Source organism: Planosporangium mesophilum (assembly GCF_016863255.1).
GTDB lineage: Bacteria > Actinomycetota > Actinomycetes > Mycobacteriales > Micromonosporaceae > Planosporangium > Planosporangium mesophilum.
In genome coordinates this window covers 90,587-116,628 of the sequence record NZ_BOON01000027.1, presented here as the reverse complement: position 1 = coordinate 116,628, position 26,042 = coordinate 90,587, and the positions used below count along the sequence as shown (strand labels likewise).

Below are 26,042 nucleotides of genomic sequence, written 5' to 3'. Positions count from 1 at the left end.
GTCCAGCCGAGCGCCCATCGTGACAAGCCCGATCCGAAAACCGCGGAGTCGCCGGGCGGCCTCGACCACCAGCGTCTTGGCACCAACCCGAGCTCAGCCAACTGCTGGCATCCACGGGTCCAGGCGGCCCGGACCCTCGGCGCACCGCCCGGTGGCTGGCCGCCCACCCGCCCCTGCTGCTGCTCGAAGGCGCCCGCTACAGCCCACAGGACAACCCCGTCGAGCGCATCTGGGCCGCACTCAAGACCTGGATCGCCAACACCGCCCCGGCCACCGGGGTCGACCGCATCCGCCAGGCCCACGCCTTCTTCCGCCACCGCACCCCCGACCAGCTGCTGACCACCGCCGCGCCCTGGAGCTCGCCGTGGCTGCCCGACGGTTACGGACAAGACTTCCGGTCGGCCGCTAAGGCCTATCGACGGCAGGGTAACCACCGGCGCGCCAAATCCCAGCTGCCGCTGACGTGCACACAACGGTCAGCCGGACAAAAGAGCGTGTGTATGGACCGAGCAGTGTGAGCAGCGCATCACGCCCAAAATCTCGATGAACAATCACGGTGCCGCTACGTCGCATTGTGTCCGGTTTCTAACCTCGACAATCGGACTCCGAGGCCATGAACGGGCGTGCGCTGCTGCAACGCTCTCAACATGCAAGAACGTCAGTAGCCCGGTCTCCGACCCGGCCGGGCAGGGCAGGGGTTGTCGTTGGCGAACGTGTTTTGCAATAGTCGGCTAGCTTCGATGTGATCGGCAAAAGTTCGGGGGACGGGGTCAGCATGTCCGATCATCGTCAGGACGCGTTGGAGCGTCTCGTCGACGAGACTGCCTTGCTCGAGCGGCGGGCCCGGGCCGCCGCTGGTGCCGCGGCAGGCGCCAGGGGTGAGGACGCCACGGGCACGGTGAACATCACGTTGGACGATGCCGGTCGGGTCTCAACCGTCCAGGTCGCAGCACGCTGGAGTGAACGGGTCGGCGCAGAGGCGCTGGGCGATGCGGTGCGCGAGGCGGTGCAGGCCGCAGCGGTCGCGCGGTTGTCGGCTTGGGGCGAGACGTTCGTTGACGACGCCGCCGAGGCCGTCCCCGGTCCCGGTTCCCTCGACCGCGACGGTCTCGCCGAGCGGCTGCACCAGCTCACGTCGTCGGGCCGGATGACCGCCGAAGACACCCGGGTCGCGCTGCTGGAACTCCTGGCGCTCGTCGAGGACATGGAGCGCGGCATCGACGAGGTGGGCGAGCGGCTCCCGGCAGTCGAGTCCGCAGTGCACACCGGCCACAGCGCCGACCGACGCGTCACCGTTTCGCTCACCGGCGGCGGCGACGTGCGCGAGATCCGCTACGACCGTCGCTGGCTGGCGCAGGCACATGAAATCAACATCGGCAGGCAGACGGCGTCGGCATTCGCCGCGGCGTACGAGGCCGCCGCGCGCGCGGGCGCCGCCCAGTTGATCGCCGGCAGCCGCCTCGGGCAGGTGCAGCGGGCTACACAGGACCCGCTCGGCCTGGCCCGCCGGCTGCGACTGACGGATTAACCACGGGGAGGAGACCGGAATGACGTTGAAAGCGGCGGAGGAGGCCCTGCGCAGCGACGCTGCCATGTGGGACGGCGTGGCGCACACGACCGACCTCGCCCGTCAATCCGCGCAAGGACTGACCCTCACCGAGCACGATCTGTCGTGGGCGTCCGCCCACACGGAGCTGCAGAACACGTACGACGAGATCCAGCAGAAGATCGTGATGCTGCTCGGCGAGGCCACCGAGGTGTTCAACGGCCTGAGCACCGCATTGGACCAGGTCGCCAACGCCTACCAGACCAACGACGAGGCCGCCGCCAAGAAGTTCAAGGGGGTGTGGGACGTCCGTGGGTAGCACCGTAAGCCCGGCGACGGAGAGCGAGCTGATCAGCAAGATCCTGTCGACCGTCGACCGGATCAACGGCAAGACCACCGAGCTGCAGAATCGCATCAACGACAAGATGCACTGGCTGCCGTCCGGCCTGCAGGACAAGGTCGTCTCCGGGTGGAACAAGTTCGTCGGCGTACTCAAGGAGATCTGGGACTTCTGGTACGAGGTCGCCACACATCTGGGGTCGCCGTCGAAGCTGTCCGCCACCGCCGACGCCTGGAGCGACAGCGTCGGCGGTCCGGTCAGCGCGCAGGTGCAGACCGCCGACGCCGGCACGTTGCTCGTCGACGACAACTGGGACGGCGACGCGGCCAACGCCTACCGGCAGACGCTGCCGCAGCAGAAGGCCGCCCTCGACAAAATCAAGAGTTCGTTCACCGACGGCATAGCCAGCGCCCTCTCCGACGTGTCGAAGGGGATCATCGCTTTCTGGGTCGCCCTCGTCAGCGCGCTCGCGGCATTCGTCGTCGGCATCATAGGGGCGCTGTCCTCCGCGGCCACCATCTTCGGACTGCCCGCATCGCCGTTCATCGCTGCCGGCGCAGCCCTCGTCGCCTCGGCCGCCGTCGTCGGCGGCATGCTGATCCTGAAGTCGGTGTGCATGTCGGCGGCCACCTCGATGCGGCAAAAACTCAACGACAACGGCGGCTTCCGCGACGGCCACTGGCCGCCCGCAGCGAAGTACTGATCCGATGATCGACCGCCGAATCGCCCGGGCACTGCAGATCGCGGTGTTGCTCTGCGCCGATGCCACGATCGTCGCCATCCTGCTCGTCCAGGCGCAGGGAAAGGAGCAGGCGTTCGGCCTGCTGTGCGCCGGCGCCCTGGCTGGCGTCGTCATCTCAACGTTGGCCCTGGCCGCCGTGCTGACCCGCAGTCGAAGTCTGGGCGGGACGGCGCCGCTGCTGGCCGGGCTGCGCCTGATCAGCGTGCCGGTCGCGGCCGGCGTCATCGCCGTGTGGGCCGGTGCCGATGCCATCGTCGGTCCGGTGGAGACGTTCGCCGTCGCCCTCGCGGTGCTCGACGCGATCGCCGGCCTGGCCGCCGGAGTCGCGGCGAACCGATACACGCGCGGTTGATCCCATTGGAAGCGGCGGTCATCACCGGCTCCGGGCTATTCTGCGCCCTCGTCGTCGGCCTGGTCATCCTCGTCACCGTGGCCGCCCGCCGCCGCGAGCGACGCCGCATGGACGGTCTGCGGTCCTGGGCGCAGGCGAACGGCTGGGCTGTCACCGAGCGCCCCGCTGTCGACTGGGGTGCCCGGCTCCCCGGCGGCGCGCGCCGGGGAGTCAGCGTCACGGTCTCCGGCGTCGTGCGCGGGAGGCGAGTCAGCATCGGGGAATACACCGTGACGGACACCCAGGTCACCACGGTCCCCGACGGGGCGGGCGGCACGAGTACCTCGACGACGTCCAACACGCACCACTACACCGTGGCCGTGGCCCTGCTCACCCGGCCCATGCCGGACACCGCAGTCGAGCAGCGGGGCGGCCTATCCCGGCTGACCCGGGCCGTCATGGGCCCGGGTGACTGCGCCACCGGCAACCCCGCCTTCGACCGGGCGTTCCGCATCCGCACAGAGAGCCCGCCGTCCATCCGGACGTGGTGCTCACCAGGGATACTCGACGCCCACCTGCGCGGTCACGTCCCGACGTGGAGCGTCCATGGGATCGAGCTTCTCACCTACCGCCCAGGGCGCCTCGACCCGGCTGCCATCGTCCCGCAAGCCGAGCAGGTGACCTACCTGGCCGCGCTCCTCGACCCTCTTCCGCGTCCTTCGTAGCGGATCCCTGGTAGCCGCCCGAGCGCTGCTGCACCTGGTTGCTGCACCGATCCCTGTCCGACCGGCGGACAGGGCCTTTGACCTGCGTCGGGACGGCCGGATTTGAACCGACGACCCCTTGATCCCCAGCAGCCAGCACGCCTCTTTGACCTGCACATGTACGGGCGTTGACCTGCTAGAACAGTCCTCCAACGTCCGTGGATGTCCGCCGCTGTCCGTGCCCGTCGTCACTCAGTTTGTCACTCATGCCGGACGACACCACTACGCCGGCGCATGACCGCCTCGGCCTGGTCGCCCAGGTAGCAGCTGACCTCGTGTGCGAGTACGGCTACGCCGAGATCCATCATGTCCCCGGCGACCAGCAAGCAGCCTTGCGGAAGGCCATCCGTGCGCTCGTTCGCAAGCAGAGCGGTCACGGCAGCACGACGACGATTCACAACGCCTCAGTTCACGTTTCTTGCGACGCCATGTATGAGCAACGGCGTGACGAGGATGTCCGTGCCGCTGCGGAGATAGTCAGCCAAGTGCTCCTCGGCGACGGTGAGCCCCAACCGGCCCCGAAGCCCGAGTGGCGCATCTCTTGGGACATCTGGGCGTCGGGACAGTAAGGCACGACCGACACGCCACGGGCACATCGGCATCTTCCGTGTCAAAGAATGATCGTGGGCGGGCTGCCAGGGCGGTCATGGCCGGTTAGCACGAGAAACAGTACGCCACTGTCCGCCAATGTCCGTACCGGTTGTCACTCAGTTCGTCACCCGCTACTTCAGTTGCCAGGACTCACCAGCCGACCCAACGGCGGTAGGCGTCCAGGTCTACGTTGCCACCACAGATGATCGTGACCACGTGGCGACCGGCAAAGCGATCAGGGTCTTCGAGAATGGCGGCGATACCCAAAGCTGCCGAGGGTTCGACGACCAAACCCGCGTGCTCCAGGAGCAACCGCATCCCGGTGACGATCGACGCCTCACGCACGAGAACCGCGTCGTCGATCACCTGGAGGAGATCGTCCAGGACCACAGGGATCGGATACCGGCCGGCCACACCGTCGGCAATGGTGTGGGTCGAGTCGGTGGTGACGACCCTGCGCTCCCGCCAGGACAGCGTCATGGCAGGTGCGCCAACCGGCTGCACGCAGACCACCTCGACCCCTGGCGCAAGCGCTTTGAGGACATGGCCGACGCCGGTGGCCATGGCACCGCCACCAAGGGCGACCAGGACGGCGTCGCCGGCGGACACCCCGCTGACCAACTCCAGGCCGATGGTCGCCGCACCCTCGCAGGTCTCAATGTCCAAGCTGTCCTCGACCAGCCGAACGCCGCGCTGTTGCGCGATGGTCACCGCCCGCTCGCGGGCCATCTCGAAGTCGCCATCCACCAGCTCCAGGTGCGCCCCGACGGAACGGATCCGGTCGAGCTTGACCGTCGGCGCAAAGCACGACGCCGCTACGGTCACGTCCAGGCCTCGGCGCCGACCCGACCAACCCAGTGCCTGACCGAGGTTACCGGCGCTGGCGCACACCACCGCCGCCACGCCCTGGTCGGCCAGGCGGCTCGTGGCCAGTTCAGTACCCCGCGCCTTGAAGCTGCGCACCGGGTTCGCTGTTTCCAGCTTGATGCTCACCGTGCAGCCAAGCTGGCCTCCCAGGGCATCACACCGGTACAGCGGCGTGGCCAGAAAGACCGGGTCGATCGCATCGCGGGACGCGCGGATTCGGTCGAGATCGAGACGGGTCTGGAGCACGGTCAGTCAATGTACCCGGCAGCCCGGTCACCTGAACCGCTTCGCCGATCGCCGGTCGACCTCTTGGGTGTGAACTACGGGCAACCCGGTCTCGTGCGGTCCGATAGGAGGTCAGCCGGGTTGTTGCGGTCCTTCGTGGTCTGGTTCAGTGCGATCGGTTGCTGTACTTCGCTGCTGTACGGCCGGTGCGAGCCGACTTTCTTCAGTTCGGCTGGGTCGCTGCTGGTCATACATTCCGGGCACCGGCACGGAAGAGCGTTGCAGCCATCCAGACAGCGCCAGCGGTGATGAGCACCGCGGTCAGAGACAGGAGGATAGTGCGGGACAACCAGGTCAAGAGCAGGAAGGGTTGCAGCCCCAGAATCAATGCTCCGGTACCGAAGAGAACCTGTGCCAGGCCGAGGCGCCGAGCGCTGCCCTGCCCGGTCTGCTTGGCGAGTGAACTCCCGTTGCTTAACGGTCGGCCACGTATCGCACTGAACGTCCCCAGCAGCAGTACGCCCAACGCGGCGCAGACCACCACCGCCGCCAGGGCGTCGATGATCCCCCCGTGGGCGAACTTGTCAGGCCCCGCGATACCGATCACCGTTTGTCCTCCATGCCTCCCTGAGCGGCCACGAAGCAGTCAATCAACCGCAGTGGGCGACTACTGTCGTCCGAGCGGCTGTCATCACGGTTCAATCAGCTTGGGAATCGCATTGATCTGCACGTTGGGTAGCCAGAATCGAGGATGAAGGAGGATGAAGGTAGACGGAACGTAGCCGTACATGCCGCCGAAGGCGTGGTGTTCCCCCTTGTTGACCGCCACGTCGGGCACGCCACGGGCACGACCTTTTCTAGGACTGTTGGCCCTTCACAAGGAACGGTGCCGAGACTCCGAATGACACCTGGACGACCTCGATCACAACCAGGTCCAGAAGGTGACTCGGTGCCATCCCGCCCCCAGTCGCAGCGCAACAGACGAATGGCGCGACGATCATGGCGAGGGCCAGGCACAGGCGAAACACGGCCTTGCCAGCACGTCTTTGCAGGTGGAGAAGGGAAATCCGCGTGCCCCGGGTGGGGCGGCAGTCGAGTGGGCATCCGGTTGCGGTTCGTCGGCGGTGGTGCCGGTGATCACCTCGGTCAGCATCTCGACGGCCTCGGCTGGTTGACCGGCACGACCGGCACCTGACCATCACCAGCCGCAGCCACCTCGCCGACGGCGCCCACGTCGTCACCGTCGACCCGGCCACCCACCGCAGCTACTACCCAGTCCCCCACGGCGTTCATGGCGGACCGGCCCTGCTCAGCTACCAGTCCAGCCGCTGATCGTCACGACCGCCGCTGGCGCCCGCGCTCGCAGGTGGCGGCGTCGGTCGGCGGCCGGGTTCACCCCACCGCGGCGGCCTGCGGGGTCTTGTCGGCCTGACGGCGCAGGCTACGCTCGGTCAACGCGCCAAACAGCAGCCCGAACGTGGTCCACAGCACCAGCTGGGTACCCAGCGAGGCCAGCCGGAAGCGCCACAGCAGGGTTGCCGAGAAGTCGCCGGGCACCTCGTCGACCGCCGGGAGCACGAGCCCGGCGAGAGCGACGACCGCCACGAACACGGCTACCGCGACCAGGCTCGCGGTCCAGGTGTCGAGCCGCCTGTTCAGTGACCTGCCGACCAGTGTCGCCACGATCGCGACCGCCACCGAGACGACGATCATCAGGAAGTACAGGGCGGTGCGTCGGCCGATGGTGTCCGGGTTGCCGACCGCGGGCGGGCTGGCCGGGTACTTGACGAACGGCGCCGCGTAGACCGCGACGAACCCGACCGCGGCGACCAGCAACGCGGTGGGCCGGGCGCCGAGCCGGCCGAGGCGGCCGTAGGCGAACGCGAACGCCAGCCCGAAGACCCCGCCCAGGGCGGCGCCGTAGACGAGTACCGCGACGGCCAGCCCGACGGTGGCCTGCAGGGTACGGCTGACCAGTTCGTGCTCGTGGTCGCCGGGCGGGGTGTGTGCGGCCTCGTAGGCGATGGCGTTGTTGATCTGCGGTTCGCCGAACAGCGACGAGAAAGCGACGGCGAGCAGCCCGGCGACCACGCCGACGAGCATGCCGCGCACCAGCAGGGTGCGTGCGGTCATCATGGGGCCTGCCGCGCTCAGTGGCAGGGGAAGCCGAGGATGTGCCGGCCGTCGTGGGTGACCTCGTGCACCCAGTGGCCGGACACCAGCGAGGTGGCGCCCTGTTCGGCGCCAACGAAGTAGACGGCCACGAGCACCAGCAGCAGGCCGAAAACGGCCCAGGGCAACAGGTCTCGCAGCGGAATCGCGACCGGCGCCGGGGCGGAGTGCGGGGTGGACAGAGCCGACACCTGTGCCATGGCGGACCTCCTCGGGATCACGCGTCCCGCTCGGTGGTGCATTGACGACGGCGTGAGGTCTGGCTCCCGGGCCGCCCATGCAGGCGACCGGTCACAGTGGCGCGACCGCGCCGGATTCCAACCGGCTTCCCACACCGTCCTTACAGACGACAGTGACGCCAGGGGCCCCGGGCCGGCAGTGCCGTCAACGCAGACCTTGTCACACCGCCGCCATGACCACCACCGGTCGGCTACTCCGTCGGACGCGACGAACGCGGGTCGGTCAACCAGTCATCGGCGAAGTGCTTGATCCCGTCGAGGTCGAGCTCGCCGCACACCAGCGTGTTGTCGGCGTTGACGGCCTTGACGACGTCGGCCTGTCCCCGCGCCGGAGCGCCAATCACCCTTCCGGCATTGGGGCCGGTGACGTATGCGCGCAGCTCGCCGACCTGCTCGGTGGACAGGCTCGCCTGGTAGTGCACCATCACGTACCCGTCGCCCAACAGGTGACCGAAGCCCTTGTCCGGCACCGCGTCGGCCGGCTCGAAGAAGGACTTGCTCGGGTGGCCGCCACCGGCGGGGTAGGTCTCGGTGCGCTTGCGGACCTCGCAGCCGCCGAACGCCGACGCGCTGGCACCGGTGTCGGTCGGCCACACCACCGTCAGTGCGGCCCGCCGCGCGTGCGACCAGGTGATGTAGTGGCCCAGCACGTCGCCGAGCACGAACATCCCCACCACGGCCATCAGCTGCCCGAACTCGACGCCGACGTTGAAGGCGATCACCCGGGCCAGCACACCGTCTTCGGGGCGGAGCAGGTCCTGCAGCCGCGTCGACAGCCCGAGCCCGTGCACCAGCCCGAAGCCCAACACCGCCGTGGCGAACCACCGCCAGTCCTTCGGCCGGCCGAACCAGCCCACCACACCAACGAACACCAGGCTGAGCACGATCACGATGTCGACCAGGGTCGCGTTCACCCGCCAGTGAGCCAGGGTGGCCACGATCAGCGTGATGCTGTGGCCCAGAGCGAACAGCGAGATCAGCTTCGCCGCCCGCTTCGCCTTGCCCGCCAGCAGCACCACGCCCGCGACGAACAGCAGATGGTCCCAGCCAGCCAGCATGTGCTTGAACCCCAGCCACACGAACCCCGACGCGGTCTCACTCGTGCCCCCGATGCCGTGGGCGAACGCCGCGCCGGGCAGGCCGAGCAGCACCGCCGCGGCGATCGCGCCGATCACGGCGCACCGGCGTAGCACCGCCGGCCGGGCGCAGGGGCCCGCCGGTGTCATGGTCGGTCCGTCTGTCACGTCATGCTCGTTTCGTCAGGCACCCCTGCCGGGCATCGCTGGCGATCAGGAGTCGGTTGGGTAGTCGCTGATGGCGCCCGGCCGGTTCCCGGCACGGCCGCCGCCGTCAGCGGCGCGGAGATCTTCTACTGAGGCCCCGGCGTATTCGATGCCGGTCACTGCAGCGGCGGTCGTCGCTGCGGGACGGTCAGCGTCGCACTCTGACGAATCATGCTTGTGGAGTGGCCGGGCCGCGCCGGCGGCGCAGTGCGGCCACCGTGACGATGACCGCTACCGCGAGCAGGAGACCGGCGATGCCGATGACCGGCCAGGATGGCCCGGACTGCTTGGCTGCCGGGTCGGCCGCTGCCGGTGTGTTGGGCCCAGCCGCAGTGGCGGTCGGTGTCGCCGGCAGGGTCGTCGGAGCGGCCGAGGTTACCGACGCAGGTTGCAGGGTCAGGACCGGGGCGGGCGCGTCCGGCTCGGCCTGACCGGGGGTGGGAATCTCGATCCACCGGTCGATGTGGCCGTCGCTGTAGGTCTGCAACGTCCGAAACGGCAGGCTGGTCGCGCCGGCGGGCAGTTGGGCGATCTTCACCGCGTACTTGGCGTCCTCGCCGGCAGGAAGCGCCGGCCCGGCCACCGTGTAGCCGTCCGCGCCCGGGGTCAGCGTCCAGCCGGTCGGTCCGGACACCCACGCCACCTGGTCGGGGCGGATCCCATCGGGCAGCACCACCCTCAGGCTCGCGATCCCCGCGGTCTTGGATTCCGACTCGGCGGAGAAGCTGACGGTGACGTTCGCAGCGCCAGCCTGCGCCTGGTCGGCCGTGACCTCCACGTGCGCGAAGCCCGGCGTGGGCAGCGCCAGCACGGCGGCGCTCACCGCCGCCAGCACGGCGGCCCGACGTATCCAGCGACCAACCATCCGCTTCCTCCAGCCGTCCAACCTGGTTCGGGTACCGCCGGGATACCGGTCGGCGTCGGGCGGCCCACCATCGCGGGCCGCCCATCTAACAGTCGTCACGCCGGGCCGGATAGTTCCCGCGTGCCATGTACGCGTTGCGACGCCCACCCCGCCACCCGGCCAGTCATCCGCACGTACCGGCGTCGGTGCTAGTCGTGCTCGGGTACGCCGCTGACCTGGTGGTCGGCGGCGTGCAGCGCCTCGGCGACCAGCCTGCGCACATGTCCGCCGCGCGCGGTGTACAGCGCCCGGCGTCCCTGTCGTCGCGTCGTGACCAGCCCGGCCAGTCGGAGCTTGCCCAGGTGCTGCGACACCGCCGGCCGGGCCACCTGCAGCGCTGCGGCCAGTGACCCCACGTCGTACTCCCCCGTGCTTAGCAGCCACATCAGCCGCAGCCGGGTCGGGTCGGCGAGCATCCGCAACGCTGTCACCGCCACCTCGACCTGCTCGCCAGAAGGCAGTTGTTGCAGGTCGCCGGCAGTTGCCGCGTTGTCGCGTGCGTACATGAGCACATATCTTGGCACGAGGACCGGCGCAGCGGCCACACCGTCCGGTCCCGACCACGACGATCCGACGGGAGTACCGGTGAGCGGCGACCACTCGCACGACCACGGCCGTCACTACGGCACGAGTGGTCACAGCCACGAGCGTGACCACCACGGCCACGGACATGACCACGCGCAAGGCGACCGGCACGCCGGTGCGGGTGGCTGGTGGCATCGGCTGCGCCCCCGGCTGACTCCGCACACCCACGACAGCGCCGACAAGGTCGACGCCGCTCTGGAAACGAGCCGCGCCGGCATCCGCGCGCTGTGGATCTCCTTGGCCGTGCTGGGTGTCACCGCCGCCGTCCAGTCCGTCATCGTGGCCTGGTCGGGGTCGGTGGCCCTGCTCGGCGACACCCTGCACAACATCGCCGACGCACTTACCGCCGTGCCGCTCGGCATCGCCTTCGTACTCGGCCGCCGCGCCGCCACCCGCCGCTACACCTACGGCTTCGGCCGCGCCGAAGACCTCGCTGGCGTCCTCATCGTCGTGGTGATCGCCGCCTCCTCAGCCGCCGCCGGCTACGAGGCCATCCGCCGACTACTGCACCCGGCCGGCGTGTCACACCTGTGGGCGGTGGCCGCCGCCGGCCTGGTCGGCTTCGTCGGCAACGAACTCGTCGCCCGCTACCGCATCACCGTCGGCCGCCGGATCGGATCAGCCGCCCTGATCGCCGATGGACTGCACGCCCGCACCGACGGCTTCACCTCCCTGGCGGTGCTGCTGGGCGCCGGCGGGGTGGCGCTGGGCTGGCAGTGGGCCGACCCGGCCGTCGGCCTGCTGATCACCGTCGCCATCCTGCTTGTTCTCAAAGACGCCGCCCGCGAGGTCTACCGCCGGCTCATGGACGCCGTCGACCCCGCCCTCGTCGACACCGTCGAACAGACCCTGCGTGACACCCCCGGCGTCCTCGGCGTCGGCGCCGTGCGCCTGCGCTGGATCGGCCACCAGCTACGTGCCGAATGCGAGATCAGCGTCGACCCGACCGCCCCCGTCGTGGCGGCCCACGCGATCGCCGTCGACGCCGAACACCGCCTCATCCACGCCGTACCCCGCCTGACCGCCGCGCACGTGCACGCCGACCCGCACGCACCCGACGGCACCGACCACCACCACGGCCTCGACCACCACCGCGCCGCCACTATTACTGTCGCTACGGCGGGTCGCGTCGCGTCGTAGACCTACGGCCCGGCATCAACAAGGAACGCGCCTGCGACGGCCAGCTCCGCAGGTGCCGGCCGGCCGGCACCTGCGTCGACACCCTGCCGGCCAGCACCGCCCGGTCGGCCCAGTCCACCCGCGGCCGAGCGACCTGACGCCGCAGCACCGCCACCTCGTGACGCAGCACCAGAAGCTCGACGTCTTTGGCCGCCGAGTCTCGGGTCAACAACACCGCCCACTGCATCAGCCGCGAGAACATCAGGTAGACCAGTCGCAGTGCCACACACTGATCATCCCGGCAAGTACCAGCCCACGAAACCCCAGCTCAGCTGCGACGGACGACTTTCTGGCACCCGCACCCTCTGCGGCACCTGCGGCGCTGGCGCATTTGAACCGCCCCAAAGTTTGTTTGCCGCCCCGCGAGCAACGGCTGCAAGACAAGAAGCGACGCCTGTGGCGACGTGTCCGAAGCGTTAGTCGTCGTCCGACTCGGCGGCGCCTCGTAGGGGACTCCCGCTGTGGCTGGCAGATCATTTGCTCCCACTTGCAGACCGGGCTTCGCCGTCGATGAACAACGCCAGACCCGGCTGGGCCACGGTTCAGAGCTGTCATCGCATCTCGCGAGTGATCGTGACGCCCTCTGCCAGGGGCCTCGCTGTGCCCCGCCACGAGGGCCGGGCGCGGCCTGCAGCATACGCGGGCAACGGTGGATCAGCGTTCGGCGGCCCGGGCTGCCCGGCGGGGTGGTGTGAACGCATACAGGTCGACGGTGACGGGCGGGTCGGCGAGGCCCGGTCCGCCGGAGCCCACCCAGGCGGCGATGTCGTCGACGGCGCCGTCGTCGAGAACGAAGCCCAGCCACACCGGTCGCGCCCCGGCCTTCCGGCCGGCCGGCGATGGACTGACGACCACCACGTTGGAGTGCTCGCAGACGTCCAGGCAGTCACTGACCCGGACCTGCGCGACGCCTACGAGAGCACCGCGCAACCGGGCCAGCTGTCCGGCGTGGTCGACGTCGGGGTGTTTGGCGGTGGTGCCGCAGCAGCAGCCGCGGCAGACCGTCACCGTGCATCCGGCCCCGGCGCGTGTGCGTTTCACCGGTTGACCGTAGCGGGGCGCCAGGCCCGGGCGCGCAGCAGACGCAGGCCGTTGAGGCCGACGATGACGGTGGAGCCTTCGTGGCCGGCCACGCCGAGCGGCAGGGGCAGGTGGCCGAAGAGGTCCCAGGCGACTAGCACGGTGATGAACGTCGCCGCGATGGCCAGGTTGGCCACGACCAGCCGGCGCGCTCGCCGCGCCAGTGCGATCACGGCCGGCAGGGTGGATAGCTCGTCGCGGACGATGACCGCGTCGGCGGTCTGCAACGCCAGGTCCGAGCCGTGGCTGCCCATCGCGACGCCGAGGTCGGCGGCGGCCAGCGCGGGGGCATCGTTGACACCGTCGCCGACGAGCAGCACCCGCCGACCGTCGCCTTGCAGAGCATGGACGCGGGCAACCTTGTCGGTAGGCAGCAGCCCGGCGTGTACCTCGGTGATGCCGACCTCGTCGGCCAGCCGCCGGGCGGCGCCGGGGTTGTCGCCGGTGACCAGGACCGGCGCGGTGCCGGTGAGCGCGGTCAGCGCGGTGACGGTCGACGCGGCGTAGGGGCGCAACTGATCCGCGAGGGCCAGGACTCCTGCGGGAATGTTGTCGACGATGACCACGACGGCGGTGCGGCCGCCGGCCTCGGCGGTGTCGACCGCGGCGGTCATCTGCGCCGGCGCGCCGGTGTCGGTCAGCGTCGGCGTGAGGTCGGCCAGCAGCGCCGGGCTGCCCACCCACACCAGCCGTCCTTGCACGGTGGCGGACACGCCCCGGCCGGGGGTGGAGGCGAAGGTGTCCGCCGCCGGGATGGCCAGACCCCGCTGGCGGGCGGCGGCCAGCACCGCCGCGGCCAGGGGATGTTCGCTGGGGTGCTCGGCGCCGGCAGCTAAGCGCAGCAGTTCGCCGTCGCTGAACCCGCCGCCAAGGGTGGGGTGGATTTCGGCGATGCGGGGGGTTCCTTCGGTCAGGGTGCCGGTCTTGTCGAACGCCACCACCTGCGTGTCGCCGAGCCGTTCCATGACCACGGCGGATTTGACCAGTACGCCGTGGCGGCCGGCGTTGGCGATCGCCGACAGCAGCGGCGGCATCGTCGCCAACACCACCGCGCACGGCGAGGCGACGATCATGAACGTCATCGCACGCAGCAGGGTCGGCTGCAGCGCCGCGCCGAACGCCAGTGGAATCGCGAACAGCGCCAGGGTGGCTACCACGACGCCGATCGAGTACCGCTGTTCGACCTTCTCGATGAACAGCTGCGTCTTGGCCTTGGTCGCCGACGCCTCCTCGACCAACGCGACGATGCGCGCGATCACCGACTCGCCCGCCGCTCGGTGCACCCGGGCGGTGAATGAACCGGTGCCGTTGAGGGTTCCGGCGAACACCTCATCGCCGGGGTACTTGGCCACCGGCAACGGCTCGCCGGTGATCGATGCCTGGTCGACCTCGCTGACCCCGTCCACCACAACGGCGTCCGCGCCGATGCGCTCGCCCGGACGCACCCGCACCACGTCCCCCACCTCGAGGGTGGCGGCGTCGACGAACTCCTCACCACCGTCGGGGCGCACCCGGGTGGCCTTCTCCGGGGTCAGGTCAAGCAGGGCGCGTACCGAGTCGGCGGTGCGGGCGGTGGCGAACGCCTCCAGCGCGCCGGAGGTGGCGAAGATGACGATCAGCAACGCGCCGTCGAACACCTGCCCGATGGCGGCGGCGCCCAGGGCGGCGACGATCATCAGCAGGTCCACGTCGAGAGTCTTGTCGCGCAGCGCCCGCAGGCCAGCGAGGGCTGGTTCCCAGCCGCCGGTGGCGTAGCAGGCCAGGTACAGCGCCCACCACACCGGCTTCGGCGCCCCAGCCAGCTGCGCGGTGCCACCGAGGGCGAAAAGCAGGGTGGCGATGGCCGCCCAGCGCACCTCGGGCAGGGCCCACAGCCGGCCGCCCAGCCTGCGGGGTGCCGGCTGCCGGGCGGCCAGTTCGGCAGTGGGCGTGGAGATGCCTTGAAGGGTGGCTGTCACGTCGAGCCACAGTACATGCGTACTCACGCAGGTAGCCAAGCAGCTAGGCAGACGGATAGAGAGGTCCGCGTTAGGCTGGGCGCGTGCACACGTCGCTGCCGGACTTCCGGATGCCCAATGACGAGCAGGTTCACCTCGCTGCCGAAGGCTTCCGGCTGCTCGCCGACCCGACCCGCATCAAGATCCTGTGGGCGCTGTTGCAGGGCGAGTCGTCGGTGGCGTGCCTGGCCGACCTGGTCGGTGCCGCCCCCACCGCGGTCAGCCAACACCTGGCCAAGCTGCGCCTGGCCGGCCTGGTCCGGGGTCGCCGCGAGGGCACGTTCGTGTACTACTCCGCCGCCGACGTCCACGTCCGTGCACTCCTGGCCGAGGCGCTGTTCCACGCCGATCACACTGACCGGGACCTGCCCGACCACGCCAGCGGTGACCTCGCCACCCACACCGGCACCCCGGCCCCGGTCGCCGGCTGAGCGCCAGATTCCGGCGCCCGTAATCGCCGCCTGTCAGCTGGCTAGCGCCCGGGGTCTCCAGCCGCTCGAGTAGAGCGGCGGCGAGGTCGAGCTCGGACTCACTGAAGACCGGAATGCCGCTGCGTTGCAGCAACTCGGCCGCCAAGCCACGGCCGGGAATCCGCCGGCCGGTGAACGAGCCGTCATAGATGTTGCTGGTTCCACATGGGAGGCTGCCGTCGACGAGACGGCCATCGCGACGCCGCTACCCGGGCGCGGTTCACGGCTTGTTGTGCGGCCATTCTGATGGAAGTGAATACGCAGTGCCGTCTTCCCCTCGTATGACGGGACAACCGAGCTTGTGACGCCCCACTTGGCGTGATTGCACGCCCCGGATTGAGTCACTGGCTACTGGGAAGGTGTGAACCGTGAAGCTCACCGTCATCGGCGGTACCGGCCTGATCGGCTCGCAGGTGGTCCGGAAGCTGACCACAGCCGGGCACGAGGCCGTCCCGGCGGCACTGTCCACCGGCGTCGACCTGATCACAGGCAAGGGCCTGGACCAGGCGCTGGAGGGCGCCGAGGTCGTCGTCAACGTGGCGAACTCGCCGACATTCGACGAGGCGTCCCTTGACTTCTTCGGCACCTCCATGGACAACCTGCTGGCCGCCGGGGAACGCGCCGGTGTCCGGCACCAGGTGATCCTGTCGATCGTCGGCGTGGACCAGGTACCCCAGCTGGCCTACTACCGGGCCAAAACCCTGCAGGAACACCTGCTCCGCCAAGGGCCCGCGCCGTACTCCATCGTGCGCGCCACCCAGTTCTTCGAGTTCATGCACGCTGTCTTGTCCTGGACCTCCGACGACACCACCGTCCGCCTGCCCGCCACCCGCATTCAGCCGATAGCCGCCGCGGACGTCGCCGATGCGGTCGCCGGCGTCGCCACCGGAGCTCCATTGCTGGGCATCCGGAACGTTGCCGGCCCGGATGTCTTCCCCCTCGACGAACTCGGCAGGGTCACTCTGGCGGCACAGCACGACGGCCGGACCGTCATCACCGACGACACGGCCGGCATGTTCGCGGGCATCACCGGTGATGTGCTCATCGCCGGCCCGGACGCACACCTGGCACCCACGCGCTACCAGGACTGGCTCCAGACCGTCCGGTAACTATGGGCCGACGGAATGCCGCGTTTCATGAGCGGCTGGACGGGTCCCGCTGAGCGCCGGGCACATACTCGACACCGCCCGTAGTAGGCAATCTCGGCTGGGTGCCGACCAGGCCGGCTGGCTAGCCGACGAATGACGGAAGGGAGCACCCTACGCCTTCATGGCCCTCGGCCTTACCCACCTGGCGCAGAACCGGTTCGACGAGGCCCAGGGGCGTCTGGAGCAGGCCGGGCTGAACGCTCGCGCCGGCTCCCCGCAGGAGATCGACGAACTCCGCTGGCTTGCTGAGGCCAGCCCCCGCCGGGGCGACCACCAGCACGCCGCTGCACCAGTGCCTGGAACGTCACTAGCGCAAGGGCGACACCCCGGGCGAGATACCCATCAGGTGGAGCCTCGGCTAGCTCTACCGGGTCGCCGGCGACCTCGACCAGGCAGCCCGCTGTTTCCAGCACCCCTCGCCCATGGACGACACCGTAGCCAGCCAGATTGTCCATAGCCGGGCGCTGCGCAGCCTGGGCGCGGTCTGCCACGGCCGCGGCGAGGCCGGTGCGGCGCGCGCCGCGTGGGACCGCGCACGGACCCTGTTCGAGCAGATGGACGCCGAACGGGAACTACGCGCACTCCAGGAGTTGCAGGACGGCTGATCACGGCGTAGCCCCCGTCGCTACCGCGTCACCGTCACCGTCACCGTCACCGTCACCGTCACCGTCACCGTCACCGTCACCGGATGACGATGCGCGCTCGCCGGCCGGGCATGCGGACCGTCCGACTCGCCGCCGGCACGGCCCTTGAGGACCAACGCCCGGAAAAATCCCCTCTGTAGGTTGGAGATCACCCGTTCAATCGCCACCCTGGCGGGGAGGTCACCTGGTGACGTGACCTTCAGTGCCGGAGGGCTGTCATGGCGGACAAGGACGACGCCTTCGACGTGATCGTGATCGGTGCGGGACCGGTCGGGATGACCGTGGCCGGGCGCGCCGTACGGGGTGGCCTGACCACGGCCGTCGTCGAGAAGCGCCTGGCCGGCGGCGAGTGCGAGTACTACGCGTGCATCCCGAGCAAGGCGCTGCTGTGGCCGATGGAGCTGGCCGCCGAAGTGAGCCGGATGCCGGGCCTGGAGCTGCGCGGACCGATCGACGCCGCGGCGGTGCTGGCCCGCCGCGACGAAACCGTGTCCCGCCTCGACGACCGCCACCAGGTGACCTGGGTCGACAACCTCCCGGCGACATTCGTGCGTGGCCACGGACGCCTCGCCGGGCCCTTGCGGGTCGAGGTGAGCACACCGGACGGTGGGCCACGGCCGCTGCAGGCCCGGCACGCCGTCGTCGTCGCCACCGGCAGCGACCCCGCGATTCCCGGCGTGCCCGGCCTGCGGGAGGCACAGCCGTGGACCAACCGGGAGGCCACCGAGGTCCAGCAGGTGCCCAAGCGCCTGGCCGTGATCGGCGCCGGGCCGGTGGCCTGCGAGATGGCCCAGGCGCTGCACTCCCTCGGCGCTCAGGAGACGACGGTGCTCGTGCGCCGCGACCGCCTGCTCGAGCGGGCCGAGCCGTTCGCCGGCGAGATGGTGGCGGCGTCGTTCCAGAAGTCGGGTATCGACGTGCGCTTCGGCGCACGGCGACCAGCGTTGAGCGGGCGGTTCCGGGTGGCCCGGTCACCGTTCACACCGACGATGGCGCGCAGGTCGACGCCGACGAACTCCTCCTCGGCACCGGCCGCCGACCGGCGATCGACGACCTCGGCCTGGAGACCATCGGCCTGCAAACACACGACCCGATCGAGGTCGACAGCAGCATGCGGGCCACCGCGATGCCCGACGGCTGGCTCTACGCCGTCGGCGACGTCAACGGCCGCAACCTGCTCACCCACGTGGGCAAGTACCAGGCCCGCATCTGCGGCGACGTGATCGCGGCCCGAGCCCAGGGTCTGCCCGACGACACGCCGGGACTGCGCGACACCGCCGACGACCGGGGCGCACCCCAGATCGTGTTCACCGAGCCGCAGGTCTGCATGGTCGGCAAAACCGAGTCCCAGGCGCGCGCCGACGGCTACCCCGTTCGGACCGTGGAGTACGACATCGGCGCGGTTGCCGGCGCCGAAGTCCGCGGCGTCGGCTACACCGGCCGGGCGAAGCTCGTCGTCGATGAGGACCGGCGGGTACTCCTCGATGCCAGCTTCGTCGCCCCGGACATCGACGACCTACTGCACTCGGCCACCGTCGCGGTCAACGCCGAGGTCCCCCTCGACCAGCTGTGGCACGCCGTCCCGCCGTTCCCGACCGTCACCGAGATCTGGCTGCGCCTGCTCGAGCAGTACGGACCGTGACGCTTGCGGGCCGTTCACGGCAGCACGCCGACCAGCCAGTCCACGTCCCCGCCGATCCTCGTCCACGACAGGGGCTGCGGGGCGGTCACCCCCGGCAGCCATGCCGCGTTTGTGGTGCGCTCGGTTCGGGCAGCGCGGCCCGTGTCGATGGTGTTCGGATCCCCGCACGACCTGTGGTGAGTCGTGGCCAAGACCCTGCTGCTTTACGCCACCGCCGTGATCTGCTTCCGCGTCGGTGAACGCCGCACCCTGGCCGAGATGTCGGCGTTCGACTTCGTCGCGGCCGTAGCCGTCGGAGCCATTGTCGGCCGGTTTCCCAGATGATTGAGTTCTAAATCTTTGCTGGTCGTCCCATACGCGTTCAAGCAGCTCACAGCAGCCTGTCGGGGCCCGCGACTGCGGAGGACACCGCCGCGACAACGGAGACTCAGCCATGGCATCAATGCGCTTTACCCAGCGTCGCCTTGAGCAAATGACTCCGCCGTTGACGCGTGAAACAGTCAGGGAAAGGAGTCATCATGCCGATGTGGCACGTTTATCATCCGGAGGGAACGTACACCGCCAAGGAAAGACAGGAATTTGCCGCACAGGTTACGGCGCTCTACGCTGACCTTGTCGAAATACCGAGGTTCTATGTGAGCGTGGCGTTCCATGAATTCTCGGCCGAGGAGTTCTTCGTGGGCGGCGAGCCTAACGACAGGTACGTGAGGATTTGGATCGATCACATCGCTCGCCGCACACCTGATCCAAGCAGGCGCCGATGGTGGATGGACACCATAAACCAAACGCTAGCGCCCTTCCTCAAGGACCGAAGGCTCCACTGGGAGATCCACATCGACGAGACACCGTTCGAGTTCTGGACTATCGACGGATATTTCCCTCCGGCCCCTGGATCGGCGGACGAGCGGCGATGGGCCGCGCAGAACAGGCCATCTCCACTGATCGGCGATTGATGGCGCCGGCAAGCGCGTCGCCACGTGTCCAGTCGCGCTCCAGATGTCGAAAGACTGACGTCTGCGTCGTCATGACAGTTCAGGTTCGACGGTCATGCCGGCCTGGGCGAGGAAGCCGGCGATGAGGTCGGAGATTGGGAAGTGAAATGCCGATTTCAACGAGACTGACCAGGGAGTACGGGATACGTCACCCACTGGTCAGCGCGGGCATGGGATTCGTCTCGTACGAAGGTCTCGCGGCCGCGGTGTCGAGCGCGGGTGGCCTGGGTGTGCTGGGCGCATCGCCCGATCCGGTGCCGAGCTTGCAGTCCATGGTCGGCCGGATCCGCGATCTCACCGACAAGCCGTGGGGCGTTGGCCTTATCTGCGCGGAGACCGCATTCGGCCCGGCCAGCACGCCGGAGCACGTCGCCGCCTGCGTGGAGCTTCGAGTCCCGTTGGTCGTATTCCACCACGACGTTCCGCCTGCAGAGTGGATCTCGCGGCTTCGCTCTGCCGGGATCAAGGTGTGGATGCAGGTGTCCTCCGTCGACCTCGCCGCCCAGGCAATGGCGGCCGGCGTCGACGGCCTGATTGCGCAGGGGCGCGAGGCGGGTGGGCACGTGCGGGCGGTTTCGTCTCGCGCGCAGTTGCTGAGCGCGATCCGGCAACGTTTTCCGGAAGCGTTGCTGCTCGGGGCGGGCGGCATCAGTACCGGCGAGAACGTGGCCGCCACCCTTAACGAGGGAGCCGACGGCGTCTGGGTCGGCACCCGCTTCGTCGCGTCCGTCGAGGCGTACGCGAACGAGGAGTACAAGCAGCGGCTCGTCCGGTCGGACGGTGCGACGATCGTCACGAAGGTGTTCGGACCGGAATGGCCGGACCAGTCGTACCGTGTGCTGGCCACCCCGTTCGCCGTCGAGGCGGATGCGAACCCGCCGGCTGAGTTCACCCAGGGCGCCCCAATCGGGCATACCACGCTGTTTCCGCATTCGGCGAAGTTGCCGTACGACATGCCACGGTATTCCAACCTGCCGCCAAGCGTCGACACCACCGGGGATTGGGACCTGATGGTTTACCCGGCCGGCACCGGGGTCGGCGCCATCACCTCAATCGATCCTGCAGCGAGAATCGTCGATGAGATGATGGGGCAGGCGGAGAACCTGCTGGACTCTTGACAGCCAGGCCAGCAGGCGCGCACCGAACCTTTTGGGAACAGCCGGCCCGTACCAGGTACACGATCGCGGCCAGCGCCGCCCGGTCGTCGGCCCACCGCTTGCCACCGCCCTGGGAACCCTGGCCGGTACCGGGATCAGCGGCTGTGCCATCTCCCAGAACTCGTCCGGCGTCCAGGTTCGGATCATGCCCCCGATCACGGGACAGAGATCCTGCCTCAGCCCAGCGTTGCTGTGGTTAGGTGAGGACCTTCAAAGGTTCCTTGGCCAGCGGTCCGGCGGACGCGGGGTTCTGTCCGGTGTACAGGTTGCGATCCACTACGATGTACGGCTGCCAGATCGGGCCGCGGGAGAACTCCACGCCGAGCTTCTTGACCTCGTCCTCCATCAGCCACTTCGCCTTGGACGCCAAGCCCACTGCCTCCTCCTCGTCATTGGTGAAGCCGGTTATCCGATAGCCGGCGAACGGCGACGTGCCGTCCGCGTCCCGGGTGGCCAGCAGCGCCGCCGGCGCGTGGCACACCACGGCCAGCGGCTTGCCCGACGCCAGCGCGTCCACCAGCAGCTTTCCCGAGTCGGCGTCGAACGCCAGGTCTTCCATCGGCCCGTGGCCGCCGGGGTAGTACACCGCGTCATAGTCGTCCAGACGGGCATCCTTCAGCGCGATCGGCCACCGCAGCTCGTCGGCACGCTCGATGACGTCCTCCTCCTCCCGCACCGTCTGCGCACCGCCGGCCATGTCCGGCCGCAGGCTCATCATGTCCACGGTGGGCACCACCGCACCCGGCGTAGCCACGGTGACCTCATGGCCGGCCTCGACGAAAGCGCTGTACGGGGCCACGAACTCCTCGGCCCAGTAGCCAGTGGGATGCCGGTGACCATCCTTCAGCGTCCAGTAACTCGCCCCGGTCAGAACGAACAGGATCTTGCCCACCGACAATCGCCCCCTCGATCCGGTCCGGCGGTCGCCAAGCGCCACCGGCGCTCTGACATCCCCCGCACTACCCCTACGGGTGCCCACTACTCAGCCATCCCCTATGTGACCTGGGCGGACTTGTGCAGGAAGCCATCGATCTGGTCTCGGGGCATGACCTTGGTGCCGCATCGGCCGGGTCCGGAAGCACGCGGAGCGGGTCAAGGGACGCCCTGGACTCTCGGTCCGTCAGAACGGCTCTAGTCCCCGGCGTTGCTGCATGAGCCACTGCCCGGCCAGGCAGGGCTTGATCGATGAAGGTCTCGATTCGGCGGCCGCCAGCGGTCATGGTGACGGCAAGGACTCCGGCTGCGCCTGCCAGCCAGGCGATTCGGTACCGAAAGCGCAGGAATCGGCAACGCAGCGACACGTCGAGGGCTCCGAGGTGAGATCCAGCAGTCACCGGGACGCTAATTGAAAATCATATTCATTATCAAATTCGCTCGTGTGCATAGTGAGGCCCACAGCTTGCGAACCTTGTTGAAAACGGATATCAGTACCAGTTGTGAAGATAGCCTTCGTCGGGAAGGGCGGTAGCGGCAAGACCACGCTGGCCGCCCTGTTCGCCCGCCATCTCGCCGCGTCGACGCCCGCCGCACCACTACTGGCCTTCGACGCCGACATCAACCAGCACCTGGCGGCGGCCCTGGGCATGCCGGAAGACGAGGCGGTGCTACTGCCCGCGCTCGGCGAACACCTCACCGAGATCAAGGAGTACCTGCGTGGGAGCAACCCGCGGATCTCCTCTGCCGCGGCCATGGTCAAGACGACCCCGCCGGGCCGGGGCTCGCGACTGTTGCGGGTCGCCGAGTCGAACCCTCTCTACGACCGACTGGTGCGCGACGTCGGCGGGGTCCGACTAGCGGTCACCGGCGCATTCGCCGTCGAGGATCTCGGAGTGGCCTGCTACCACTCCAAGGTCGGCACGGTCGAACTGCTGCTGAACCATTTCGTCGACGAGCCGGGCGAGTACGTGGTCGTCGACATGACCGCCGGCGCGGACGCGTTCGCCTCCGGCCTTTTCACCCGCTTCGACCTCACCGTGCTGGTCTGCGAGCCGACCCTTCGCAGCACCAGGGTGTACCGGCAGTACGTGGACTACGCCCGCGACTTCGACGTCCGGCTGGCGGTGGTCGGCAACAAGGTCGACGACGACGCCGACGTGACGTTCCTGCGCGAGCAGGTCGGCGATGACCTGCTGACCTGGATCGGCCGGTCGGCCTTCATCAAAGCCGCCGAACGCGGCCGGATCCTGCCCATCACGGACCTGGAGCCCGCCAACGCCGCCGCATTGTGCGCCGTCCGGACCGCCCTGGACGCCTCCGTCAAAAACTGGGGACGCTACACCGCACAGGCCGTGGAGTTCCACCTACGCAACGCGATCGCGTGGGCCAATGACCGCGCCGGCGAAGACCTCGCCGACCAGATCGATCCTGAGTTCGTGCTCGGCCCGGCGACGCCAACCCTGTCCGTCCGCTGAGGAAACCCCGCCGACCCAAGGAGAAACGATGTCTCTCGACGTACCCACCGCCCTGCAGGAACGCGCCGAAGCCGGACCCGTCGACGATGCGGAATTCGTCGCCTGCGTACGCGACTCGCTACCCTACGCCTGGGCGGTCATCAACGAGGTCGCCGCCGACCTGCACCGCGACGGCGGCGAGTTCGCCGACCACACGGTTCCCCCACCCAGCGAGACCCAACGCGGCCAGCTCCTGCGGGCCCTGGCCAGCGACGCCATCCGCGGCGGATTGGAACGCCACTTCGGCGTGAAGCTGGCGTTCCAGAACTGCCACCGCGTCGCCGCGTTCGCAACCACCGCCGTGAACGGGGCGGCCTATCGCGACTTCGTATCGCCACGCGGACAGCTACTCAACCAGTCACCGGAGCTTCGTGACTGCTGACCGCACAATCACCCGCCCGGCGGGTCCGGTCCACCCCGTGGACCGGACCGCGCCGGGCGGCATGACCGCGCCCCGCACACTCGGGTCGACCTGTTCCTGCTCGCCGGGCGGTTCCCCGACTCCGACCCCGCGTAGACCCTGCGCGACGCCGCGACACGAACTCGCCATCGATGCCCCGCCGGTTACGCGGCGGGGTGGCATTCGCCGAATCACCCGAACGATCTGACCCGAGACTGGACGCGGGTTCCAACACGTCCGTCGATTCAACAATGCAACGGCGCCCTCGGTAATCCCCTCCGCCGCTGCCGGACGCGCCGCCCGACTGATCTCCAACTAAGGCATCACACACCCAGACCGAACCCGACCCTCCGGGTCCACCCAGCCAGACGATATCGATCGACGCGAGTTGCTGTGTGGTGGCCGCCCTGCGGGAATATCCGGCGTCGGCGCACAGGCCATTCGGTACAGGTAGACATCGACGAGGAGTGCGGCGAGCCCGGCCGGCAGAACACGCGTGTTACCCGGCGCGGCGGGCTCGCCTGCGAGCGGCCTCGCCCGAGGGTGATGGCGGCTACCGCGATGGCGAACACCCGGAGCCGAGCCGGCGCATGACCCCGCCTGGTCACGTCCCATGGTCGATTTGGAGCGAGCGGCGTGGTTTGCGGTGGTCGCGGCCCGGCTACTTTCGCCGTACCCGCGTCGGCTCGTTGACGTGGTGCGACGCGGGGTTGACCTGCCTAAGAGCCGGGTAGCACCCGCCTGATCGGGCAGGCAACACACCAGCGCAAAACCAGCGGAGGGACGTGCCGATGCCGAATGGGTCACCCGTTCTCGTAACCGGTGCAGCCGGAGGTGTGGGAGCGGTCGGCCGGACCACCGTGGAACTCCTGCGCAACCGGGACGTACCGGTCCGCGCGTTCGTGCACCGCGAGGACGAACGTGCCGAGGCCCTGCGCGCGACCGGTGCCGAGGTCGTGGTCGGGGATCTCACCGACGCGCGCGACGTCATTGACGCGATGGCCGGGTGCCGTCGCATGTACTTCGGCATGAGCGTGTCGTCCCGGTACCTGGAGGCGACGGTGACGGTGGCGGCCGCCGCGCGTGAGTACGGAAACCTGGCAGCGCTGGTCAATATCTCGCAGCTGACCGTGTCCCAGATGACGCTCACGAGCACGACGGAGTCGGCGCAACAGCGCCAGCATTGGCTTGGCGAGCAGGTGCTCAACTGGTCCGGCCTTCCGGTCGTAGACATACGGCCGACCGTGTTCCTCGAAAACCCCATCTTCATGACGATCGCCGCCTCGTCGATCGCCGGCAACGACACAATACGGTTGCCGTTCGGCTCCGCACGCACCTCACCGATCGCAGCCGGAGACGTCGCCGAGGTGATCGCCACCGTGCTCGTCGACCCGACGTCGCACATCGGCAAGACCTACGAGCTCACCGGGCCACGATCGCAAGACATGACCGCGATGGCGGCCGAGTACTTCGCGGCGCTGGGCCGGCCCATCACCTACGTCGACGTTCCGCTCCAGCAGTGGATCGACCAGGAACTGAACCCACTCGGCCTGCCCGAGCACCTGCGCGAGCACCTGGCCACCATGGCGCGCCTGCACCGCGAGAACCGCTACGACCGGCTGACCCACGACGTCGAGGCCGTCACCGGACGGCAACCCACCAGCGTCCGCGACTGGGTCACCGATCACGTCACGCTCTTCGCACGGCCAACCGTCGGGAAGACGCCATGACCCAACCGCAGATCACCGCGGTGGACTGGGCAGCCCGCCGCTTGGCAATCGAGGTCGACGGCTCGTTCGACGACGCCGTCGCACGATATGAGGCCGCCGTGCCCACGTACCCGGCCGCGCGCTTCGACCAACTCGTAGCCGACACCGTCGGCTGGCAAACCGTGCTCGATCTGACCGACGAACTCGCCGAGCACGGATTTCTGATCTACTGGAGACTGGCCGCCGATCCCCTGATGGGCCTCGCCGGAAACACGGCGCGCTGCACCGCCTATCTCATGGGCAACCACACGATCGCCGAGCGGATGTTCCGCCACGACCCGGCCGCCATGCTGTACGCCCCGCTGCGCACCGTCATCTCGCAACCTCCCGGCGGCCCGACACTGTTTGCGACCGAACAACCCAGCCGGCAGTTCTCGTCGCTGGGAAACCCGGACATCACCGCGGTCGGCACCGAACTCGACCACAAGCTCGCCGGCCTGCTCGACGCGCTGCACTGGCCGGTTCCCCCGTGTCTCACCACGTGAGCAACGACTGCTGGCCAGCCAGGCGGGCGACCGCTTCTAC

The 26,042-nt window shown here is 69.0% G+C and carries 31 protein-coding genes, 2 pseudogenes and 1 riboswitch; of the genes and pseudogenes, 20 read left to right on the top strand and 13 right to left on the bottom strand.

Going from position 1 to position 26,042, the window contains the following annotated elements:
- Nucleotides 1–143 precede the first annotated feature (143 nt).
- The 7 genes and pseudogenes from Pme01_RS31650 to Pme01_RS14180 form a co-directional block, all read left to right on the top strand.
- Nucleotides 144–395: pseudogene (locus tag Pme01_RS31650) on the top strand (IS630 family transposase); the annotation flags it as partial.
- A gap of 380 nt (nucleotides 396–775) precedes the next feature.
- A complete protein-coding gene (locus Pme01_RS14205; protein WP_168116741.1) occupies nucleotides 776–1,528 on the top strand; it encodes a hypothetical protein in 753 nt (250 codons plus the stop codon).
- A gap of 19 nt (nucleotides 1,529–1,547) precedes the next feature.
- Complete coding sequence (locus Pme01_RS14200; RefSeq protein WP_168116742.1) at nucleotides 1,548–1,865, top strand: type VII secretion target; 318 nt, start codon at nucleotides 1,548–1,550, stop codon at nucleotides 1,863–1,865.
- A complete protein-coding gene (locus Pme01_RS14195; protein ID WP_168116743.1) occupies nucleotides 1,858–2,589 on the top strand; it encodes a hypothetical protein in 732 nt (243 codons plus the stop codon). The genes Pme01_RS14200 and Pme01_RS14195 overlap by 8 nt, the downstream gene beginning before the upstream one ends.
- Before the next feature lie 4 nt (nucleotides 2,590–2,593).
- Nucleotides 2,594–2,980, top strand: a complete 387-nt coding sequence (locus Pme01_RS14190; RefSeq protein ID WP_168116744.1) for a hypothetical protein — start codon at nucleotides 2,594–2,596, stop codon at nucleotides 2,978–2,980.
- Nucleotides 2,977–3,684 carry a hypothetical protein gene (locus tag Pme01_RS14185; protein WP_168116745.1) on the top strand — a complete coding sequence of 236 codons (708 nt, stop codon included), beginning with the start codon at nucleotides 2,977–2,979 and terminating at the stop codon, nucleotides 3,682–3,684. The genes Pme01_RS14190 and Pme01_RS14185 overlap by 4 nt, the downstream gene beginning before the upstream one ends.
- 245 nt (nucleotides 3,685–3,929) lie before the next feature.
- Nucleotides 3,930–4,292: a hypothetical protein gene (locus Pme01_RS14180; RefSeq protein ID WP_168116746.1), complete on the top strand. Its 363-nt coding sequence runs from the start codon at nucleotides 3,930–3,932 to the stop codon at nucleotides 4,290–4,292.
- A gap of 172 nt (nucleotides 4,293–4,464) precedes the next feature.
- Here the strand turns inward: Pme01_RS14180 and Pme01_RS14175 are convergent, their stop codons facing one another.
- The 8 genes from Pme01_RS14175 to Pme01_RS14140 all read right to left on the bottom strand — a co-directional run bounded on the left by Pme01_RS14175 (nucleotide 4,465) and on the right by Pme01_RS14140 (nucleotide 10,510).
- Nucleotides 4,465–5,427, bottom strand: coding sequence for a threonine ammonia-lyase (locus Pme01_RS14175; protein WP_168116747.1), 963 nt, complete (start codon nucleotides 5,425–5,427; stop codon nucleotides 4,465–4,467).
- 226 nt (nucleotides 5,428–5,653) lie between these two features.
- Entirely contained in the window at nucleotides 5,654–6,013 is a 360-nt protein-coding gene (locus Pme01_RS14170) for a hypothetical protein (protein ID WP_168116748.1), read from the bottom strand.
- 84 nt (nucleotides 6,014–6,097) lie between these two features.
- Nucleotides 6,098–6,244 (bottom strand): hypothetical protein, encoded by a 147-nt coding sequence (locus tag Pme01_RS14165; protein ID WP_168116749.1) that lies wholly within the window; start codon nucleotides 6,242–6,244, stop codon nucleotides 6,098–6,100.
- 554 nt (nucleotides 6,245–6,798) lie between these two features.
- Nucleotides 6,799–7,539 (bottom strand): CbtA family protein, encoded by a 741-nt coding sequence (locus Pme01_RS14160; RefSeq protein ID WP_203935618.1) that lies wholly within the window; start codon nucleotides 7,537–7,539, stop codon nucleotides 6,799–6,801.
- Nucleotides 7,540–7,556: 17 nt separating this feature from the next.
- Complete coding sequence (locus Pme01_RS14155; RefSeq protein ID WP_168116751.1) at nucleotides 7,557–7,778, bottom strand: CbtB domain-containing protein; 222 nt, start codon at nucleotides 7,776–7,778, stop codon at nucleotides 7,557–7,559.
- 32 nt (nucleotides 7,779–7,810) lie between these two features.
- Nucleotides 7,811–7,932: riboswitch (cobalamin riboswitch) on the bottom strand.
- A 76-nt stretch (nucleotides 7,933–8,008) separates the two neighbouring features.
- Complete coding sequence (locus tag Pme01_RS14150) at nucleotides 8,009–9,061, bottom strand: HupE/UreJ family protein (protein ID WP_168116752.1); 1,053 nt, start codon at nucleotides 9,059–9,061, stop codon at nucleotides 8,009–8,011.
- Nucleotides 9,062–9,269: 208 nt separating this feature from the next.
- Nucleotides 9,270–9,965, bottom strand: a complete 696-nt coding sequence (locus tag Pme01_RS14145) for a DUF1775 domain-containing protein (RefSeq protein ID WP_168116753.1) — start codon at nucleotides 9,963–9,965, stop codon at nucleotides 9,270–9,272.
- 188 nt (nucleotides 9,966–10,153) lie between these two features.
- Nucleotides 10,154–10,510 (bottom strand): ArsR/SmtB family transcription factor, encoded by a 357-nt coding sequence (locus Pme01_RS14140; protein ID WP_168116754.1) that lies wholly within the window; start codon nucleotides 10,508–10,510, stop codon nucleotides 10,154–10,156.
- A gap of 79 nt (nucleotides 10,511–10,589) precedes the next feature.
- On the opposite strand from Pme01_RS14140, the gene Pme01_RS14135 reads away from it, so the two are divergent.
- Nucleotides 10,590–11,729: a cation diffusion facilitator family transporter gene (locus Pme01_RS14135; protein ID WP_308441054.1), complete on the top strand. Its 1,140-nt coding sequence runs from the start codon at nucleotides 10,590–10,592 to the stop codon at nucleotides 11,727–11,729.
- Here Pme01_RS14135 and Pme01_RS14130 read toward each other — a convergent pair.
- From Pme01_RS14130 to Pme01_RS14120, 3 genes are all read right to left on the bottom strand, one after another.
- Entirely contained in the window at nucleotides 11,704–11,994 is a 291-nt protein-coding gene (locus Pme01_RS14130; RefSeq protein WP_203935617.1) for a hypothetical protein, read from the bottom strand. The genes Pme01_RS14135 and Pme01_RS14130 overlap by 26 nt on opposite strands.
- Before the next feature lie 428 nt (nucleotides 11,995–12,422).
- Nucleotides 12,423–12,809, bottom strand: a complete 387-nt coding sequence (locus tag Pme01_RS14125; RefSeq protein ID WP_444544227.1) for a (2Fe-2S) ferredoxin domain-containing protein — start codon at nucleotides 12,807–12,809, stop codon at nucleotides 12,423–12,425.
- Nucleotides 12,806–14,785: a heavy metal translocating P-type ATPase gene (locus tag Pme01_RS14120; protein ID WP_203935627.1), complete on the bottom strand. Its 1,980-nt coding sequence runs from the start codon at nucleotides 14,783–14,785 to the stop codon at nucleotides 12,806–12,808. Before Pme01_RS14120 ends, Pme01_RS14125 begins: the two co-directional genes overlap by 4 nt.
- Before the next feature lie 104 nt (nucleotides 14,786–14,889).
- Here Pme01_RS14120 and Pme01_RS14115 point away from each other — a divergent pair, with 104 nt between their 5' ends.
- From Pme01_RS14115 to Pme01_RS14105, 3 genes are all read left to right on the top strand, one after another.
- A complete protein-coding gene (locus tag Pme01_RS14115; protein ID WP_168116756.1) occupies nucleotides 14,890–15,276 on the top strand; it encodes an ArsR/SmtB family transcription factor in 387 nt (128 codons plus the stop codon).
- 407 nt (nucleotides 15,277–15,683) lie between these two features.
- Nucleotides 15,684–16,424 (top strand): SDR family oxidoreductase, encoded by a 741-nt coding sequence (locus Pme01_RS14110; protein WP_168116757.1) that lies wholly within the window; start codon nucleotides 15,684–15,686, stop codon nucleotides 16,422–16,424.
- A 461-nt stretch (nucleotides 16,425–16,885) separates the two neighbouring features.
- Nucleotides 16,886–17,068: a hypothetical protein gene (locus Pme01_RS14105; RefSeq protein ID WP_168116758.1), complete on the top strand. Its 183-nt coding sequence runs from the start codon at nucleotides 16,886–16,888 to the stop codon at nucleotides 17,066–17,068.
- Nucleotides 17,069–17,088: 20 nt separating this feature from the next.
- Here Pme01_RS14105 and Pme01_RS14100 read toward each other — a convergent pair whose 3' ends face one another.
- The gene (locus Pme01_RS14100) at nucleotides 17,089–17,274 is read right to left on the bottom strand and encodes a hypothetical protein (protein ID WP_168116759.1); all 186 of its coding nucleotides are present in this window, start codon (nucleotides 17,272–17,274) and stop codon (nucleotides 17,089–17,091) included.
- A 51-nt stretch (nucleotides 17,275–17,325) separates the two neighbouring features.
- On the opposite strand from Pme01_RS14100, the pseudogene Pme01_RS30960 reads away from it, so the two are divergent.
- The 5 genes and pseudogenes from Pme01_RS30960 to Pme01_RS14080 form a co-directional block, all read left to right on the top strand.
- Nucleotides 17,326–17,982 (top strand): annotated as a pseudogene (locus Pme01_RS30960) (FAD-dependent oxidoreductase); the annotation flags it as partial.
- A complete protein-coding gene (locus Pme01_RS31780) occupies nucleotides 17,886–18,749 on the top strand; it encodes an oxidoreductase dimerization domain-containing protein (RefSeq protein WP_338090172.1) in 864 nt (287 codons plus the stop codon). The pseudogene Pme01_RS30960 and the gene Pme01_RS31780, both read left to right, overlap by 97 nt.
- Before the next feature lie 183 nt (nucleotides 18,750–18,932).
- Nucleotides 18,933–19,073 carry a hypothetical protein gene (locus tag Pme01_RS14090; RefSeq protein ID WP_203935616.1) on the top strand — a complete coding sequence of 47 codons (141 nt, stop codon included), beginning with the start codon at nucleotides 18,933–18,935 and terminating at the stop codon, nucleotides 19,071–19,073.
- Between the two features lie 194 nt (nucleotides 19,074–19,267).
- The gene (locus Pme01_RS14085; protein WP_168116760.1) at nucleotides 19,268–19,702 is read left to right on the top strand and encodes a tautomerase family protein; all 435 of its coding nucleotides are present in this window, start codon (nucleotides 19,268–19,270) and stop codon (nucleotides 19,700–19,702) included.
- Nucleotides 19,703–19,848: 146 nt separating this feature from the next.
- Complete coding sequence (locus Pme01_RS14080; protein WP_168116761.1) at nucleotides 19,849–20,859, top strand: NAD(P)H-dependent flavin oxidoreductase; 1,011 nt, start codon at nucleotides 19,849–19,851, stop codon at nucleotides 20,857–20,859.
- A gap of 235 nt (nucleotides 20,860–21,094) precedes the next feature.
- On the opposite strand, the gene Pme01_RS14075 is transcribed toward Pme01_RS14080, so the two are convergent.
- Entirely contained in the window at nucleotides 21,095–21,790 is a 696-nt protein-coding gene (locus Pme01_RS14075) for a type 1 glutamine amidotransferase domain-containing protein (protein WP_168116762.1), read from the bottom strand.
- A gap of 544 nt (nucleotides 21,791–22,334) precedes the next feature.
- Between Pme01_RS14075 and Pme01_RS14070 the strand changes: the two genes are divergently transcribed.
- The 4 genes from Pme01_RS14070 to Pme01_RS14055 all read left to right on the top strand — a co-directional run bounded on the left by Pme01_RS14070 (nucleotide 22,335) and on the right by Pme01_RS14055 (nucleotide 26,002).
- Complete coding sequence (locus Pme01_RS14070; RefSeq protein WP_168116763.1) at nucleotides 22,335–23,309, top strand: ATP-binding protein; 975 nt, start codon at nucleotides 22,335–22,337, stop codon at nucleotides 23,307–23,309.
- Nucleotides 23,310–23,337: 28 nt separating this feature from the next.
- Nucleotides 23,338–23,730, top strand: coding sequence for an SCO5389 family protein (locus Pme01_RS14065; protein ID WP_168116764.1), 393 nt, complete (start codon nucleotides 23,338–23,340; stop codon nucleotides 23,728–23,730).
- A gap of 809 nt (nucleotides 23,731–24,539) precedes the next feature.
- Complete coding sequence (locus tag Pme01_RS14060) at nucleotides 24,540–25,478, top strand: NAD(P)H-binding protein (RefSeq protein WP_168116765.1); 939 nt, start codon at nucleotides 24,540–24,542, stop codon at nucleotides 25,476–25,478.
- On the top strand, nucleotides 25,475–26,002 hold the full coding sequence (locus Pme01_RS14055) for a DUF302 domain-containing protein (RefSeq protein WP_168116766.1): 528 nt from the start codon (nucleotides 25,475–25,477) through the stop codon (nucleotides 26,000–26,002). Before Pme01_RS14060 ends, Pme01_RS14055 begins: the two co-directional genes overlap by 4 nt.
- Nucleotides 26,003–26,042: the final 40 nt, after the last annotated feature.

Bases quoted from the DNA above. Each gene is read 5' to 3' on its own strand.
- Pme01_RS14205 (WP_168116741.1), top strand. From the start codon at position 776: ATGTCCGATCATCGTCAGGACGCGTTGGAGCGTCTCGTCGACGAGACT.
- Pme01_RS14180 (WP_168116746.1), top strand. From the start codon at position 3,930: ATGCCGGACGACACCACTACGCCGGCGCATGACCGCCTCGGCCTGGTC.
- Pme01_RS14140 (WP_168116754.1), bottom strand. From the start codon at position 10,510: ATGTACGCACGCGACAACGCGGCAACTGCCGGCGACCTGCAACAACTG.
- Pme01_RS14145 (WP_168116753.1), bottom strand. From the start codon at position 9,965: ATGGTTGGTCGCTGGATACGTCGGGCCGCCGTGCTGGCGGCGGTGAGC.
- Pme01_RS14085 (WP_168116760.1), top strand. From the start codon at position 19,268: ATGCCGATGTGGCACGTTTATCATCCGGAGGGAACGTACACCGCCAAG.
- Pme01_RS14065 (WP_168116764.1), top strand. From the start codon at position 23,338: ATGTCTCTCGACGTACCCACCGCCCTGCAGGAACGCGCCGAAGCCGGA.
- Pme01_RS14055 (WP_168116766.1), top strand. From the start codon at position 25,475: ATGACCCAACCGCAGATCACCGCGGTGGACTGGGCAGCCCGCCGCTTG.
- Pme01_RS14080 (WP_168116761.1), top strand. From the start codon at position 19,849: ATGCCGATTTCAACGAGACTGACCAGGGAGTACGGGATACGTCACCCA.
- Pme01_RS14105 (WP_168116758.1), top strand. From the start codon at position 16,886: ATGGACGACACCGTAGCCAGCCAGATTGTCCATAGCCGGGCGCTGCGC.
- Pme01_RS14200 (WP_168116742.1), top strand. From the start codon at position 1,548: ATGACGTTGAAAGCGGCGGAGGAGGCCCTGCGCAGCGACGCTGCCATG.
- Pme01_RS14160 (WP_203935618.1), bottom strand. From the start codon at position 7,539: ATGACCGCACGCACCCTGCTGGTGCGCGGCATGCTCGTCGGCGTGGTC.
- Pme01_RS14155 (WP_168116751.1), bottom strand. From the start codon at position 7,778: ATGGCACAGGTGTCGGCTCTGTCCACCCCGCACTCCGCCCCGGCGCCG.
- Pme01_RS14060 (WP_168116765.1), top strand. From the start codon at position 24,540: ATGCCGAATGGGTCACCCGTTCTCGTAACCGGTGCAGCCGGAGGTGTG.
- Pme01_RS14190 (WP_168116744.1), top strand. From the start codon at position 2,594: ATGATCGACCGCCGAATCGCCCGGGCACTGCAGATCGCGGTGTTGCTC.